This window comes from Phenylobacterium sp. (assembly GCF_031425575.1).
Lineage (GTDB): Bacteria > Pseudomonadota > Alphaproteobacteria > Caulobacterales > Caulobacteraceae > Phenylobacterium.
In genome coordinates this window covers 36,431-52,028 of the sequence record NZ_JANPJP010000236.1, presented here as the reverse complement: position 1 = coordinate 52,028, position 15,598 = coordinate 36,431, and the positions used below count along the sequence as shown (strand labels likewise).

12 protein-coding genes are annotated in these 15,598 nt (G+C 66.6%); 4 read left to right on the top strand and 8 right to left on the bottom strand.

The window, feature by feature from the left end:
• The 5 genes from RMO97_RS13340 to RMO97_RS13320 all read right to left on the bottom strand — a co-directional run.
• Positions 1-659, bottom strand: a 659-nt coding sequence (locus tag RMO97_RS13340; protein WP_310541543.1) for an ABC transporter ATP-binding protein, incomplete at its 3' end; no start/stop codon positions are given.
• 11 nt (positions 660-670) lie between these two features.
• The gene (gene ntrB, locus RMO97_RS13335; protein ID WP_310541542.1) at positions 671-1,546 is read right to left on the bottom strand and encodes a nitrate ABC transporter permease; all 876 of its coding nucleotides are present in this window, start codon (positions 1,544-1,546) and stop codon (positions 671-673) included.
• A gap of 11 nt (positions 1,547-1,557) precedes the next feature.
• Positions 1,558-2,844, bottom strand: a complete 1,287-nt coding sequence (locus tag RMO97_RS13330) for a CmpA/NrtA family ABC transporter substrate-binding protein (RefSeq protein WP_310541545.1) — start codon at positions 2,842-2,844, stop codon at positions 1,558-1,560.
• Between the two features lie 7 nt (positions 2,845-2,851).
• Positions 2,852-4,219, bottom strand: coding sequence for an alginate export family protein (locus tag RMO97_RS13325; protein WP_310541541.1), 1,368 nt, complete (start codon positions 4,217-4,219; stop codon positions 2,852-2,854).
• A gap of 424 nt (positions 4,220-4,643) precedes the next feature.
• A complete protein-coding gene (locus RMO97_RS13320) occupies positions 4,644-5,522 on the bottom strand; it encodes an SDR family NAD(P)-dependent oxidoreductase (protein WP_310541540.1) in 879 nt (292 codons plus the stop codon).
• Between the two features lie 439 nt (positions 5,523-5,961).
• On the opposite strand from RMO97_RS13320, the gene RMO97_RS13315 reads away from it, so the two are divergent.
• The 4 genes from RMO97_RS13315 (at position 5,962) to RMO97_RS13300 (ending at position 13,637) form a co-directional block, all read left to right on the top strand.
• The gene (locus RMO97_RS13315; protein WP_310541539.1) at positions 5,962-8,580 is read left to right on the top strand and encodes a TonB-dependent receptor; all 2,619 of its coding nucleotides are present in this window, start codon (positions 5,962-5,964) and stop codon (positions 8,578-8,580) included.
• A gap of 454 nt (positions 8,581-9,034) precedes the next feature.
• A complete protein-coding gene (locus RMO97_RS13310) occupies positions 9,035-10,519 on the top strand; it encodes an MFS transporter (protein WP_310541538.1) in 1,485 nt (494 codons plus the stop codon).
• Positions 10,520-10,592: 73 nt separating this feature from the next.
• Positions 10,593-12,086, top strand: a complete 1,494-nt coding sequence (locus RMO97_RS13305; RefSeq protein ID WP_310541537.1) for an MFS transporter — start codon at positions 10,593-10,595, stop codon at positions 12,084-12,086.
• Positions 12,087-12,194: 108 nt separating this feature from the next.
• Positions 12,195-13,637, top strand: a complete 1,443-nt coding sequence (locus tag RMO97_RS13300; RefSeq protein WP_310541536.1) for an MFS transporter — start codon at positions 12,195-12,197, stop codon at positions 13,635-13,637.
• Between the two features lie 34 nt (positions 13,638-13,671).
• Here the strand turns inward: RMO97_RS13300 and RMO97_RS13295 are convergent, their stop codons facing one another.
• The 3 genes from RMO97_RS13295 to RMO97_RS13285 all read right to left on the bottom strand — a co-directional run bounded on the left by RMO97_RS13295 (position 13,672) and on the right by RMO97_RS13285 (position 15,592).
• On the bottom strand, positions 13,672-14,901 hold the full coding sequence (locus RMO97_RS13295; protein WP_310541535.1) for a TetR/AcrR family transcriptional regulator: 1,230 nt from the start codon (positions 14,899-14,901) through the stop codon (positions 13,672-13,674).
• A 136-nt stretch (positions 14,902-15,037) separates the two neighbouring features.
• Positions 15,038-15,394 (bottom strand): YdbL family protein, encoded by a 357-nt coding sequence (locus RMO97_RS13290; protein WP_310541534.1) that lies wholly within the window; start codon positions 15,392-15,394, stop codon positions 15,038-15,040.
• A 12-nt stretch (positions 15,395-15,406) separates the two neighbouring features.
• Positions 15,407-15,592 (bottom strand): YnbE family lipoprotein, encoded by a 186-nt coding sequence (locus RMO97_RS13285; protein WP_310541533.1) that lies wholly within the window; start codon positions 15,590-15,592, stop codon positions 15,407-15,409.
• Between the last annotated feature and the right edge of the window lie 6 nt (positions 15,593-15,598).

Here is a 15,598-nt window from a genome sequence, read left to right as displayed (position 1 = left end):
CCGGCGCGGGGGCCGTTGGTCATCATCACGATGCGGTCTGAGAGCAGCACAGCCTCGTCGACATCGTGGGTGATCATCAGGACAGTGTTCTTCAGCGCCGTCTGAATCTCCATGACACTATCCTGCAGATGGGCGCGGGTCAGGGCGTCCAGGGCGCCGAAGGGTTCGTCCAGCAGCAACACCTTGGGCTGCATGGCCAGGGCCCGGGCGATGCCCACCCGCTGCTTCATGCCGCCGGAGATTTCCGAGGGGCGCTTGTCGCGGGCCGCGGTCATCTTGACCAGGTCGAGGTTATGCAGGGTCCAGTCGCGGCGCTCGGCGGCCGACTTCTTGCCGGCGAACACCTTGTCCACCGCCAGGCGGACGTTCTCCTGCACCGACAGCCAGGGCAGCAGGGAGTGGTTCTGGAACACCACCGCCCGCTCCGGCCCCGGCACCTCAACGGCTTCGCGATCGAGGATCACCGCGCCGGTGGTCACGGGAATCAGGCCGGCCACCACATTGAGCAGGGTGGATTTCCCGCAGCCGGAGTGGCCGATGATGGAGACGAACTCTCCCTGGTCGACCTGCAGGTTGATGTCGCGCAGCACCTCCGAACGGCTCGCGCCCTTCTCAAAGGTTACGCCGACGGCTTCGATGGAGAGATAGGCCTTGGCCATGGTCGGGCTCCTTAGCTCAGCGCGTTGCCGCGCGAGACGAGGCGGCCGGCGAAGGCCACGATGCGGTCGAGGAAGAAGCCGGTGAGACCGACCCAGGCCAGGGCCACGACGATGTCGGAGATGCGGGAGGCGTTGTACTGGTCCCAGATGAAGAACCCGACGCCGACGCCCCCCAGCAGCATCTCCGAGGCGACGATGGCCAGCCAGCTCATACCGACCCCGATGCGCAGGCCGGTGAAGATGTAGGGCGTGGTGGCCGGCAGCAGGATCTTGAAGAAGTACTCCACCGGCGACAGGCGCAGCACCCGGGCGACGTTGACGTAATCGTCGGGAATGTTCCGCACGCCGACGGCGGTGTTGATGATGATCGGCCAGATCGAGGTCACGAAGATCACGAACAGGGCCGAGGGGTTGGCCTCGTGGAAGGCGGCCAGCGAGATCGGCAGCCAGGCCAGGGGCGGCACGGTCCGCAGCACCTGGAAGATCGGATCCAGGCCCCGATGCGCCCAGCGGTTGGCCCCGATCAGCACCCCCAGCAACACCCCGCAGACCGCCGAGATGGAGAAGCCCAGGGCCACCCGCTGCAGGCTGGTGGCGATATGCCAGAAGAGGCCCTTGTCCACCCCGCCGCGGTCATAGAACGGGTCGACGATCAGCTCGCGGGATTCCAGCCAGATGCGCGACGGCGATGGCAGGCCGTCATAGGAGTCGCCGCACACCAACTGCCAGACCGTCATGATGACCAGCAGGGTGAAGGCCGGCGGCAGGACGGCGGCGGCCGTCGCCGAGGCCCGGCGGGTCAGCCCGGCGAAGGGCCGGAGCGACAGGTCGGGAAGGTCCACGGCGACCGGTTGCCTGGCGGTGAATTCAGGCTTGGGAAAACTCATCGGCGCGCCCCCTAGACCAGTTTCTTGATGGGCTGGCTGGCGAGATAGGCGGCCGGGTTGGCGGGGTCGAAGACCTTGCCGTCGAAGAAGCGCTCCACACCGCGGCTGTCGCCGGCCGGGGCCGGTTGGCCGATGGCCGCGGCGGCCGCCCGCCAGATGTCGGAGCGGTTGACCTTGTTCACCAGGGCCTTGGTGTTGGTGGCCTTGGGCAGGACCCCCCAGCGCACGTTCTCGGTGGCGAACCAAAGGTCGTGGGACTTGAAGGGGAAGCTGGCGTTGTCGGCCCAGAACTTCATGGTGTGAGGCGATTTGGCCACCTTGCGGCCGTCGCCATAGTCGATGGTCCCCTGCAACCTGGGCAGGATGTCGCCCATCGGCACGTTGATATACTGGCGGCCCGAGACGATAGAGCACATGGCCGGGCGGTTGCTCATCTTGTCGCACCAGAGCTGGGCCTCCAGCACCGCGGCGGTGAGCGCCTTGGCGGCGCGCGGATAGCGGTCCACCCAATCGGCGCGCATGCCGAGCGCCTTCTCCGGGTGGTTCATCCAGATCTCGCTGGTGGTGGTGGCGGTGTAGCCGATCCTCTGGTTCACAGTCTGGGCGTTCCAGGGCTCGCCGACGCAGAAGGCGTCCTGGGTGCCGGCCTTCAGGTTGGCCACCATCTGCGGGGGCGGGATGACGATGGTGGAGACGTCGGTCTCGGGATTGATGCCGGCCGCCGCCAGCCAGTAGCGGATCCACAGGTCGTGGGTCCCGCCCCGGAAGGTCATGGCGATCTTAGCCGGGTTCTTGGCGGCCTTGAGCTGGGCGAACTTGGCCTTGGTGCCGGCGGCGTTGAGGCCGACCTTCACGGCCTTGAGGTCGTTGCCAACGGAGATGGCCTGACCGTTGGTGTTCAACCGGGCCAGGATGTACATCGGCAGCGGCTTGCCCCCGGTCTGGACGCCCAGGGTGAACTGCAGGGGCATGGGCGACAGGATATGCGCCCCATCGATGCCGCCGCCCCCGGACCCCAGCACCAGGTTGTCGCGGGTGGCCGCCCAGGAAGCCTGTTTCACCACCTCCACATCCGGCAGGCCGTGCTTGGCGAACAGACCGCGTTCCTTGGCGATGATCAGGGGCGAGGCGTCGGTCAGGGCGATGAAGCCCATCCGCGCCTTGGCCACTTCGGGGCCTGCGCCGGCGGCGAAGGCGCCGGAAGGGAAGGCGGCCTTGGCGGCGGCCAGGGTGGCCGCCGCGGCGACGATGGCGTTGCGTCGGGTCAGGCCAGTGTCGGTCTTGTCGGTCATGATCAGGGTCCGCCTAGAGCTTGTATTCGAGGGTGAGCCAGGCCTTGGAGCGCGAGGCCGGGGACGCGAGGGTTCCGGCGGGCACGGTGGCCTCGCGCCGGAAGTCGGCATATTTCAGCGCGATCGACAGCTTGGCTGTGAGGGCGGCGGTGAGCTGCACATCCCACTCCGACCCCAGGTCCGCACCCGTCCGCTGGTCGTCGAAGTCGTGGTAGCGGACGATCAGGTCGGTGTTGAACAGGTAGGTCCGCCGGAAGCGCGGCTTGACGTTGAAGCTGACGTTCTTGTCCTCGATCCCGTCGGCGAAGCTCTTGTTGCCGCCCGGCGAGACGAAGGCGTCCGACCAGCCCTGGAAGGCGTGGACGGTGGCCAGCGGCGTGGTGAAGCCCCGCGCTCCGTTCCCCTCGAGAGACTCGTAGCCGAGCTTTACGGTGTAGATGTCGAAGGTTCCGGCGACGTCTGCGGCCACATAGTCGAGGTCGAAGTCTGCGGTGTTGCCGCGATACTCGCTCTGAACGGCGTAGGTGGCGTTGTAGGCGACCTGGTAGAGGCCGAGCCAGGCCTTGCCTGAGGCCTTGCCCCCCTTGGTGATGGACGAATTGATCGCCGAGTTTCCGAAATCCAGGGCGTAGACGAAGCCCTGCAGGCGCAGAGCCTCGGCCGGCGACCAGGTGACGTTCAGCAGGTGGCTGTCGCTGTCCCAGTCGCGCATCTCGCCCAGGATGCGGTTGATGTGGGTGACATAGGCGTATGTCCCCTTCACCCGGCCCAGGGCGAAGTCGGCCCGGACGCTGTCGAAGGTCTGCTCGTCCTGGCGCCAGCCGACATTGCCGACGAAGCGCTGGTCATCCAGCAGGATGCGCTGGCGGCCGGCGGTGATCTGCAGGGCGCCGTTCGGTGTCCAGGTGAGGTGGGCGCGGTTCAGCTCAGTGACGTCGGGATCGTTGATGATCGGATAGCGGGCCTTGTCGGCGCCGTTCAGGGGCAGGGTCGCGGCGCCCGGCACGTTGACGGCGAAGTGCTCGGGGCCGATCTGCCGGACGTCCTCGAACTCGATCAGGCCCTTGAAGCCCTTGAAGTCGGCGGTCTCCCAGCCGAGGCGGGTACGGACCGTGAAGGCCTGGCCGTCCTCCCGCAGCACCGGGGTCCGGGTTTGATCGACGCCCTCGTACCGGGCGCGCACCTCCAGCAGCAGTCGGCCCGCGGCGATCTGGTCGCTTAGGGTCAGCTCGGGCGCGGGTGGCGGCGCGGGCTCGGCGAGCGCCTCCGCCTCGGGGTCGAGGGCCAGCGCCGGATCAACCTCCTGAGCCTGGGCCAGCCCCGCCCAGAGAAGGGCTGCGACACCTGATCCCAGGGCGAGCCGTGTCTTGGTTCTTTTCATGCCTGCATCCCCCGCGGCCAAAAAAAAACGCCCGGCGAAGCCGCGGCGCGGCCTCTCCGGACGTCGTTGTCCCTTCCATCCGACGATCATCGCCGGCGGCCCTGTCGGGCCTGCGCGGAACCTCGTTGCCCCGCGTGTCGCCCCTAGGGAGAGGCCGGCGGCGCGGCGCGGCAATCGGAAACCGGCGCTATCTGAGACGATAGGCGCCAAGCGACGCCATATTGCACAGCAGCAAAGCAGCCAGGGGCGCCTCGTTGCTCGGAATTCGCGCGTTTTGACTCCTGGGCACGGCGGGAAACACCGTTCTGACGGGGCTCCAGGGCCGCTTTATGCCCCGCGACGGGGCGAGATCGACCCTCTCCCATCGATGAGACGGGTCGCGGAAGCCGGGATTCGACGGGTTTCTCGCTGCACCAGCGAAGGCTCAGCCCTGCTGAGCGTCCTCGGCCTCCGCCGCCTCGAAGGCTGCGCGGCGGGCCTCCATCTGGGCCATCCGCTCGGCGCGCATGGCGGGATCCCAGGCATTGCGAGGGCCCACATGCATGCCGCCGTCCACCAGCATGCTGACACCGGTGACAAAGGCGCTTTCGTCACTGACGAAGAACAGGCAGGCGTTGGCGATGTCTTCCGGGAGGCCCGGCTTGGCGATGGGCTGGGCGTCGGGGGCGGTCTGGGCCATGCCCTGCTTGATCATGGTGGCCATGCCGGCCGGCACCACCGCGCTGGGGGTGAAGATGTTGGTGAGGATCAGGCCAGGACAGATGGCGTTCACGCGCACCCCCTCGCGGGCCAGTTCGGCGGCCGCCACCTTGGTAAGGTGGATGACGCCGGCCTTGGCCACGGAATAGGCGATGGGCCCGGCGCCGGCCTGGGTTCCGGCGATCGAGGCGGTGTTGACGATCGCGCCGCCGCCGCGGGCCTTCATGTGCGGCAGGGCGTAGCGCATGCCCAGCGCCACCGAACGCAGCAGCAGGTTCTGACTGAGGTCCCAAGCCTCGCCGGTCATATCCTCCAGCCGGGCGGGCGAGCCGCCGGCCCCGGCGTTGTTGAACAGGATGTCCAGCCCGCCGAAGGTTTCGGCGCAGGCGGCCATCAGGCTTTCGATCTGGCTCTCCTGCATCACGTCGCAATGGCGATAAGCGACCTGACCCTCGAAGCGGGCCGCGAGCGCGGCGCCGGCGGTGTCGTCGATGTCGCCCACCATGACCCTGGCGCCCTGCGCCACGAAGAGCTCCACCGTCCCCAGGCCGATGCCGGAGCAGCCGCCGGTGATGACGGCGATCTTGTTCTTCAGGCGGTCCATAAGCGTCTCCCCACGGGGCCTGTCCGGCGACCCCTGGCGGGAAGAATGACGTCCCCCCCGGCCGCGCGCAAACCCATTCTTCGAAAAACTTCGGCGCGTGAATGGCTGTCTTCAGGCGGCTTCAGATTCCGGCCAGCTCAGATACCGACGATATATTTCGGGCGGCCAGGTCTCGGATCACAAGCTGAATCGCGGCGCATCCGGAGCCCGGCCCAACTGTACTCAACCCCAGTATTTTCAAGGCTTGCGCGATTGACTCTCCCGTCAGTCTCCGCACCCAAACTTCGAAACAATGCGCGAGTCAGGCGCGCAGACTCCCAAGCATCAGCTCCATTTGGCGTGAACGTCAGAGATTGACGGAACGGAATGCATACCTCAGGTTCGAAAATACGTCGCCATAGCGCCAGGCCGAAGAGCCATACGGGGAAGGATACCTAGGATGAATCGTAGATTCCATTTGCTGGCCGCCAGCGCGCTGGTCAGCGCCGCAGTCGCGGGCGGGGCTCATGCTCAAGGTTCGAGCGACGCGACCATGATCGAGGAACTGGTGATCACCGCCGAGAAACGCGAGCAGAGTCTGCAGGACGTGCCCGTGGCGGTTTCGGCCTTCACCTCCGAGAAGCGTGACCTGATCGGCATCAGCTCGGTGCAGGACATCACCAACTTCACCCCGGGCCTGGCCTATTCCGCAGGCACTGACCGGATCAGCCTGCGGGGCATCGGCCGCCTGACCAACAACCTGGCCTCCGAACCCGGCGTCGCCACCTATGTGGACGGGATCTACACCTCGTCGACCGTCGAAGTGGGCCGCTCGCCGCTGTTCGTCGATCGGGTCGAGATCCTGCGCGGCCCCCAGGGCACGCTCTACGGCCGCAACTCCATCGGCGGGGCGATCAACGCCATCTCCAAACGGCCCACCACCGACTTCTCAGGCGAGATCCGGGGCAGCTACGGCAACTACAACCGCCGGGTCCTTGAAGGCACGGTCTCGGGCCCCATCACCGAGGGCCTGCGTTTCCGGCTGGGCGCCTCGATGACCAAGCAGGACGAGGGCTGGTTCCACAATATCGCCGGCGGTCCCGACGAGGGCGACGTCCGCGACGAGAAGTATTTCGAAGGCCAGATCGAGGGCGACCTCGGCGAGAACGTCGACTTCTGGCTGAAGGTGGCGCGCAGCAGGTACGACAACCGCTCAGCCCCCGGCGGCCGCACCGGCGGCGGCCTGACCCCTCAGGACAGCGCCCTGATCACCCCGGGCAGCCTGTCGCCCGGCGCGGGCTACGGCTTCGCCTTCGGCCAGAACGTCGTGGCGCTTGGCCCGGCGCGCAATTCGGCCTTCGTGACCACCGGCGGCGACTTGAGGGCGTTCAGCACCAATGCTGAAACCTTCAACAAGCTCACCGACTACAGCGACCAGATCCAGACCAACGTCACCTTCCACATGGACGGGGCGGACCTGAAGTACATCGGCGGATTCCAGCACTACAAATACGCCCTGCAGAGCGACTTCGACGGCACCGCGATCCAGTCCTACACGATCCCGCTGAACCCCGGCCTGACCTCGCCCACCACCTGCACGCCCACCTTCGTGGCGCTCAACATCTGCCGTCCGCTGGTGGCGCGGCCCAATGTCGTCAGCCTGTATCAGGAGAACAAGGAGTGGTTCAGCCACGAGCTGAACCTGGCCTCCACCAATGACGGGCCGTTGCAATGGATCCTGGGCGCCTATCTCTACAATGAGAAGTATCGCCAGCCCTTCGACATCACCCTGCCCGACCAGGCCGAACTGGCCACGCCTTCCGGCGCGGCGGCCAATCCGCGGCGGATCATCTACTATACCGACCAATCCATGGAGGCCTGGTCCCGCGCCGCCTTCGGCCAGATCGACTGGCAGTTCACCGACACCCTAAAACTGACGGCGGGCCTGCGCTACACCACCGACAAGAAGAAGGGCGTGGAGTCCGGGCGACTGTTCTGCTTCGGCTGCTCGGCGGCGGTGGATCCTCGCGTCCTCGGCTCCTTCACCCCGGTGCTGGACATCACCACCTCCACCTTCTCTGGCGTACGCCCGGCCGGCGTCACCGATCCGCAGAATGGCGTCATCGGCCCGGCGGTCACCGACCCCGCCACCGGCATCCGACGCCGAGGCCTCTACGACACCTGGGACGCCTGGACCGGGACGCTCGGCCTGCAGTGGCAGCCTGACAGCAACACGCTCGCCTACGCCAAGTACAGCCGCGGCTACAAGGCGGGGGGCTTCAACTCGGGCACCATCACCGCCTTCCCGGAAACCGATTCCGAGAGCGTGGACGCCTATGAGCTGGGGTTGAAGAAGGACTGGACCGGTTCGCTGCAGACCAACATCTCGGCCTTCTACTACGACTATCAGGACGCCCAGGTGCCGGTCAGCACCCAGCCGCCCGTCGGGCCGTCCACCGCCATCTTCTACAACATCCCCAAGTCCCGCAGCATGGGGATCGAGCTGGAGAGCATCTGGCAGCCGGTCCGCAACCTGCAGATCCTGTTCAACTATTCCTTCCTGGACGCCACCATCCGCGACTCCTGCTGCATCACCGACGGCGCTGATCCGGCCGCGGTGGCGCCCGGCGCCAAGCCGGTCAGCAGCCTGGGTCCGGTGGACCCGATCACCGGCGCCCCCACCTCCCGGGGCCAGGACCTCTCGGGCAACCACCTGCCGGTCGCGCCGCGCAACAAGGTCAGCTTCAACACCAACTACACCTGGGAGTTCGAGCCGGGTTCGCTGACCGGCTCGGTGAGCTATGTCTGGCGCGACAAGGTCTTCTCCTCGATCTTCGACCGCTCCTACTACGAGGCTCCGGCCCGCAGCCAGATCGACGCGCGCGTCGCCTGGAAGGACACCGCCGACCGCTACACGGTGATCCTGTACGGCAAGAACCTGACCGACCAGGAGGACTTCGACACCATGAGCGCCACCCGGCAGACGGGTTACGCTCCGGGCGGCGCCTACAATCTCAACCGCACCTATGTCCTGGTTCCGCCGCGCACCTACGGCGTCGAGCTTCAGTACCGCTGGTAGGACCTGGACCGACCTGCAAGCGGGATCTGCTGGGCGCGCCGGCTGGCCGGCGCGCCCTACTTGCTGCGTCCCACATCTTCGCAACAGCGGGGCGTGAACAGGCCGGGAACGGGCCTGGCGAGGGCCGGCATTCGGCCGCAAACCCTTGTTGGGCAAGGCCTGGCATTGTGTCAGGACTGTAAGATCAAAGCCGTTGACGAGGCGGTACGCCTACCGCACGGTTCATTCCAAACGCGATCCGAACGCCGGTTCCTCAATTCAAGGGGCGGCTGGCGTCGGGTCAAAAAAACGGCGACCGTGGGCGTCCTCCACGGCAGGAGGAATACGTGGATCGCGGCCCCCCGATGAGCTTCAGAGTCCTGGCTCATCACCTCGCCGCCCCCCAGGTCTCCAGCTCAGACATTTCCTTCCGCGCGCCGGCGCGGCCCAAGCCATTTCACTCTCGGAGTCATTGATGACCGCGACCTCATTCGTGGGCGAACGCCCCCCTGTGGGATTGCCCACCAAGCTCCTCTACGGACTTGGCTCTGTGGCCAACGCCATCAAGGCGCGGGGTCTCTCGACCTTCCTGTTGATCTTCTACAACCAGGTGGTGGGCCTACCGCCCCAGATGGTCTCCACGGCGATCTTCATCGCCCTGATCTTCGACGCCTTCTGCGACCCCCTGGTAGGCCAGATCTCCGACAATTTCCGGTCGCCCTGGGGCCGCCGCCATCCCTTCATGTATGCGGCCGCCCTACCCGTGAGCGTGGCCTTCTTCCTGATCTGGAACCCACCCTCAGGCTGGAGTCAGGGGGAGCTGTTCGCCTACATGCTGGTCTGCTTGCTGGTGATCCGGCTGTTCGACACCTTCTTCGAACTGCCGTCCTCAGCGCTCGCGCCGGAACTGTCGGAGGACTACAACGGGCGCACCACTCTGATCGCCCTGCGCGGCATGTTCGGGGTCTTTGGCGGCCTGGGCATGACCCTGCTGGTCTACCAAGTGTTCATGAAGGAGAACCCGGATGGCAGCGGCGGCATCACCGAACGCGCCGGCTATTTCGGCTATTCGCTGTTCGCCTCCATCGTCATCTTCTGCGTCATTCTGATCTCCACCACCGGCACATTCAAACAGATCCCCTATTTGCGGCAGCCCCCGGTCCGCAAGATTGGGCTTGGGCAGATGGCGCGAGAGATCGCCAGCACCCTCAACAATCGCTCCTTCCTGGTGGCGACGGCGGCCGGGATGTTCATCGCCATCGCCTTTGGGCTGAAGAACGCCCTGGACATCTATTTCGCCCTCTACTTCTTCCTTCTCACCCAGACCCAGCTTTCGATGCTGACGGCGGTCGGGGTGATCGCCAGCCTCATGGGCGTGGCGCTCGCGCCGCGCGCCGGCGCCTGGCTCGGCAAGAAACACGCCGCCATCCTGATGTTCATCGGCGCCCTGTCCACCAGCGTGATGCCGCTGACCCTGTCCCTGATGCACCTGGCGCCCGCGGCGGGATCTGAGAACATGTTCCGCTTTCTGATGGTCGAGATGTTCTTCAGCACCACCATGGCGACAATCACCGGGGTGCTGCTGTCGTCGATGATCGCCGATGTGGTGGAGGATTCGGAGGTCAAGACGGGTCGCCGCTCCGAGGGCCTGCTGTTCTCTGCCGACAACCTGTTCAAGAAGATCGTCTCGGGCATGGGGGTGCTGATCTCCGGCAGCCTGCTGGCCTACGTGAACTTCCCGACCAACGCCAAGCGCGGGGAAGTCGATCCGGAGATCCTACGGAACCTTGCGATGATCTACCTGCCGACGGCGGTCCTGATGTTCGCCGTCGCCATCCTCTGCCTGTTCGCCTTCAAGATCGACAAGGCGGCCCATGAGTCCAACCTGGAGAAACTGAAGGACGCCGCCGTGCTGGCCGCCCAGTCCGGAGTCGATGGTCGGATAGCCCCGGGAAGCTGAACCCAGAGCCGGACATCCAAGCCGGGCCAATCACCTTGCGGCAGGAACCGCGCCCTCAGCCCAAGAGTCGCCCTTGTCTCAAGACCCACCGCAGGCGCCGAGCGCGCCGAGGCTCAACCTCTCGACCAAGCTCTCCTATGGGGTGGGCTCCATCGCCGTCGGGGTCTCCGTGCTGGGCCTGTCGGCGACCCTGCTGCAGCCCTATCTGAACCGGGTTATCGGCCTGCCCGCCCTCTGGGTCGGGACGGCGATCATGCTGACCCTGATGCTGGACGCGGTGATCGACCCAGCCATCGGCCAGTGGTCGGACAAGCTGCGCACCCGATGGGGCCGTCGGCACCCGTTGATGTACGCCTCGGCGCCCCTGATCGCGGTGGCCTGCATCGCCTTCTGGAACTCGCCGTCCGACTGGCCTGTGACCACCACTGGGGTCTTCGTGATCGGGATGCTGGTGCTGCTGCGGCTCTGCGTCAGCCTCTATGAGATCCCGTCCTCGGCCTTGGCGCCCGAACTCACCAGCGACTACCACCAGCGCACCAGCCTGTTCAGCTACCGGTTCTTCTTCGGGGTCCTGGGCGGCCTGGGGATGAACGTGGTGCTGTACCAGGTCTTCCTGTCGCCGGCCGCGGGCGGCATCCTGAACAAGGCCGGGTACGCCAACTTCGGCATCCTGGCGGCCGGCGTGATGGCGGTCTCCATCCTGGTCTCGGCCATGGGGACACACCGGCACATCAAGGACCTGTACCAGCCCCCAGTCCGCAAGGTTCCGCTGCGCCAGGTGGCCAGGGAGATCGTCGGCACCATCGGCAACCGCTCGCTGATCGTGGTGATGATCTCCGGGCTCTGCTCGGGGGTCTCCACCGGCCTGTCGGGCGCGCTCAGCCAATATTTCTACATCGAGCTCTGGGGGGTCAGCGCGGCCTCGATCTCGTACATCTCCATGGCCGGCGTCCTGGCCTCGGTCGCCGGCGTCATGGTGGCCGGCCCCACCTCCAAGAGGCTGGGCAAGAAGCGGGCGATGCTGATCCTCTTCACCTGCTCGGTCGTGACCTCGGCGATCCCGCTGTCGCTGAAACTCCTGAACCTGGCGCCCACTGACAGCGCCATGGTCCTGACCCTGCTGCTGGTGGACTATTTCATCGCCACGACCCTGGCGATCTCCGGCTTCATCATCATTTCCTCGATGATCGCCGACGTGGTGGAGGACGCCGCGGTGAAGACCGGAGTGCGGTCCGAGGGCCTGCTGCTGGCCGCCAACGGCCTGCTGCCCAAGTTCACCGGCGGCATCGGCGTGTTCCTGTCGGGTGTGCTGCTGACCGTGGTGGCCTTCCCGGCCAGCGCCGCGGCGGGCACGGTCGACCCGGAGATCATGCGCCGCCTGGCGCTGATCTTCCTGCCGATCAACACCGGCATGAGCCTGCTCTCGATCCTGGTCCTGCTGCCCTACAAGATCGACGAGGATCTGCACGCCAGCAACGTCGCCACCCTCGAGGAGGCCGCCGCCGTGGCCGAGCGGGTCCGTATCGCCGAGGCGCGCCCGGTGGTCGACGGCGCCGGCGGCGTCTGATGCAAGACGGCCGGGAGGCGGCGAGCTAAGGTCTTCAGAATAATCAGAAGTCGGGGGGACAACGTGAGCCAAGCCGCATCAGACGCTCAAACCGGACGCCGGCTGAGCATGCCCACAAAGCTGTTCTACGGCTTTGGATCCGTGGCCTTCGGGGTCAAGGACAACGGCTTCTCCTACTTCCTGCTGATCTTCTACAACCAGGTCATGGGCCTGCCGGCCGAGACGGTGGGCCTGGCGATCATGATCGCCCTCATCGTTGACGCCTTCCTCGATCCCATCGTCGGCCAGGCCTCGGACAACTACCGCTCCAAGTGGGGCCGGCGTCACCCGTTCATGTACGCCGCGGCCCTACCCGTGGCGGTCTCGTACCTGCTGCTGTGGAACCCGCCCAAGGCGCTCGATCACCAGGGCCTGTTCTTCTACCTGATCGGCACAGCCATCCTGATCCGCAGCTTCATCACCTGCTATGAGATCCCCTCCTCTGCGCTCGCCGCCGAGCTGACCACTGGCTACGACGAGCGCACCAAGCTGCTCAGCTACCGCTTCCTGTTCGGCTGGATCGGCGGGCTGGCGATGTATTTCGCGGCCCTGAAGATCTTCCTGACCCCCGATGCCGACCACAAGGTCGGCCAGCTCAATGTCGAGGGCTACGCGCACTACGGCCTGGCCGCGGCCCTGACGATGCTGTTCGCCATCCTAGTGTCGGCGCTGGGCACCCATAGCCAGATCCCGTTCCTGCGCGACGCCCCCCAACGCAAGCTCAGCCTGCCGACCCTGGCCCGCGAGATGGTGGGCACTCTCTCCCATCGCTCCTTCCTGCGCATTTTGACCGCCAACCTGTTCGGGGCCATGGCGGGGGGGCTGACCCTGTCCATCAGTCTCTACTTCACGACCTTCTTCTGGGAGTTCAGCTCGGCCCAGATCGCGCTCTTCACTTTCGCCAGCCTGACGGCCGCGGTGTTCGCCTTCGCCGCCGCCCCGGTCTTCTCGCAGAAGTTCGGCAAGAAGCGGTCGGCCATGACCCTGCTGATGATCGGTGTCGTGGTGGGGGTCAGCCCCATCGTCCTGCGCCTGATGGGCCTGTTCCCCGAGAACGGCAGCGCCCTGCTCTTCCCGCTGATCTTCCTGCAGAATGTGATCTCCACCGGGGCCACCATCACCTCCAACATCCTCACCTCCTCGATGATCGCCGACGTGGTGGAGGACTCAGAATTGCAGACCGGCCGCCGGTCGGAGGGGCTGTTCTTCGCGGCTTCGGCCTTCGTCGCCAAGGCCGTCACCGGGATCGGCATCTTCACTTCAGCCATGCTGCTCAAAGCCGCGGCCTTCCCACAGGGCGCAAGACCAGGCGAGGTGGACCCCGCCGTCATCGCCCGTCTGGGGATGATCTATGTGCCGGTGCTGGTGGTGCTCTACGGCCTGTGCGTGATCTTCATGGCAGGCTACCGCATCACGCGCGAGAGCCATGCCGAGTCCCTGCGCAAACTGGCGGCGGCGGCGGACCTGGTGAATGAGGGCGAACCGGCTGGCGGGACCGACAAGCTCAGCTAGGGACTTTGGGTCCCCTTCCGGCTGTCACGCTCCACTAGCGGACGAAGATACCCATCAGCATGGGCCGGGCGAAGACCGAGGGCGCGGCCTTCTGGGTCACGCCCGGCACCCAGAACCCGAGCTCGGCCCCGGCGTTGAGGGTGGCGTTCAGCATCTGGGCGGCGATGAAGGGATCCACCGGGCGGATCGAGCCCTCGGCGATGCCGTCGGAGATCATCGAGGCGAAGCGGTCGGAGACCCGGTTGGAGTGGGCCACCTGCTCATCGCGCATGGCCTCGGGCAGGGCCGAGAGCGCCGAGGTGCGCAGCAGCGGTCCGTATTCGGAGAGCTGATACTCGGCCAGGGCCGCGGCGGCGCTGGAGAGCTTGCTCCACTGATCGCCCGGCAGGCTCATGGCCAGGCGCTGGACGCGGCGCATCACCTCGAAGGTGCGGTCGAAGCAGGCCACCACCAGGTCATCCTTGGCCTCGTGGTGATGGTAGAAGCTGCCCTTGGTGACGTTCAGCTCGGCGGAAATCTTGTCCACCGAGGCGCCCTTGTAACCTCGGCTGTTGATCAGGCGGGTGGCGGCCAGCAGGAAGATTTCGCGGCCCAGCTCGGCGCTGTCGGAGGCGGCCAGCTCGGCGAGCGGCGCCGGCGTCGGGGCCCATTCCGCGCCCTCCACGGCGAGGCCACCAGTCAGGATGTCGAACATCCGGTCGCAGATGCGGTCGTAATCCTCGGGGTCGTATTTCGGCAGCCAGGCGCCGGCCCAGAACAGCTGCTCCAGCAGCATGTGGGTGCGCGCCGTCCGGCGGCCCCGGCCCAGCCACGCCAGGTCCGGGCTGTCGAACAGGCTCCGCACCTTGCGGAACAGCTTCATGAAGGCGTCGAACACCTCGGTGCGGCGCGGGTTGTTCAGGGCCCGGATGTCGGACAACACCGGCAGCGGCGGGGCGGCGCCGACGGCGCCCTGGCGCACCCGGTCGAGATAGAGCTCCAGCAGGCGGCGCAGGCGTTCGGTGGGGGTCTTCTGCGCCAGGGCGGTCTCGGCGGCCTGGGTCAGCCAGTCGATGCCGCGCATCAGGCAGGCGGCGGCCAGGTCGTCCTTGCGCTTGAAATAGTAGGTGACGCTGGTGGTGGACAGGCCGACGGCGGCGGCGGCCACGCCCAGGGTCAGGCCCTTCACCCCCTGGGCGTTGAGGATGACCGTGGAGGCGTCGAGGATGGCTTCGCGCTTCTTCTCGAAGCGATCCGTCGACCGGGCGACGTTGTGTTCCGCCATCTCCCCTCCACCCTCGCGCGGCCGATCCAGGTCGGTCCGCGGAGACCTCTCTCTATCGGACGGGCCCTCGCCGCGCCAAGCGGCAAGTTTCCCTGCACGTCACCCGCGCAACGCGGGATTGGAATGGCGGCGGAGGCTACTTCTGAATCCAGGCGCCAGCCGGGGTCTGGTAGAAGTCCCCCGGGCGGAGCTTGAGCTGGACGACGCTCTGGTAGGCGGCGGCGCCGGCGGCTTCAGGCGTGACACCGTTCTTGGCCGCGGCGCCGCGATAGAGCTGAGCGCGGCCGGCGTTGATTTCGCCCACGGCGGCCTCCACCGCGGGCGCGGCTCCGCCGCCCCTCACGAAGCCCAGATAGCCGTCGTTCTGCTCACCGACGATCCCGGCGGCCTTGGCGGCGTCCACCGTGGCCTTAGCGGTGGCGGCGAGGGCCGGTCCGGCCACGAGGGTCCCGACGACGGCGGCGACGGGGATGAGATAGGTTTGGAAGGTCATGGTCATGGCCCCTTAGAACAGGTCCGGGTTCTGCTTGATCAGCGCCTTGACGTCGTCGTCCAGCCGCAGGCGGACATCGGCGTCGAGCTTGGCGTAGATGGTGATCGGCTTCACATCCACATGCACGGTGGCGCAGGCGCCGAAGCCGAAGCCGACGGCGGCGACGGCGAGGGCGGCGAGGGATCGGGCGGGGTTCATTGGGCG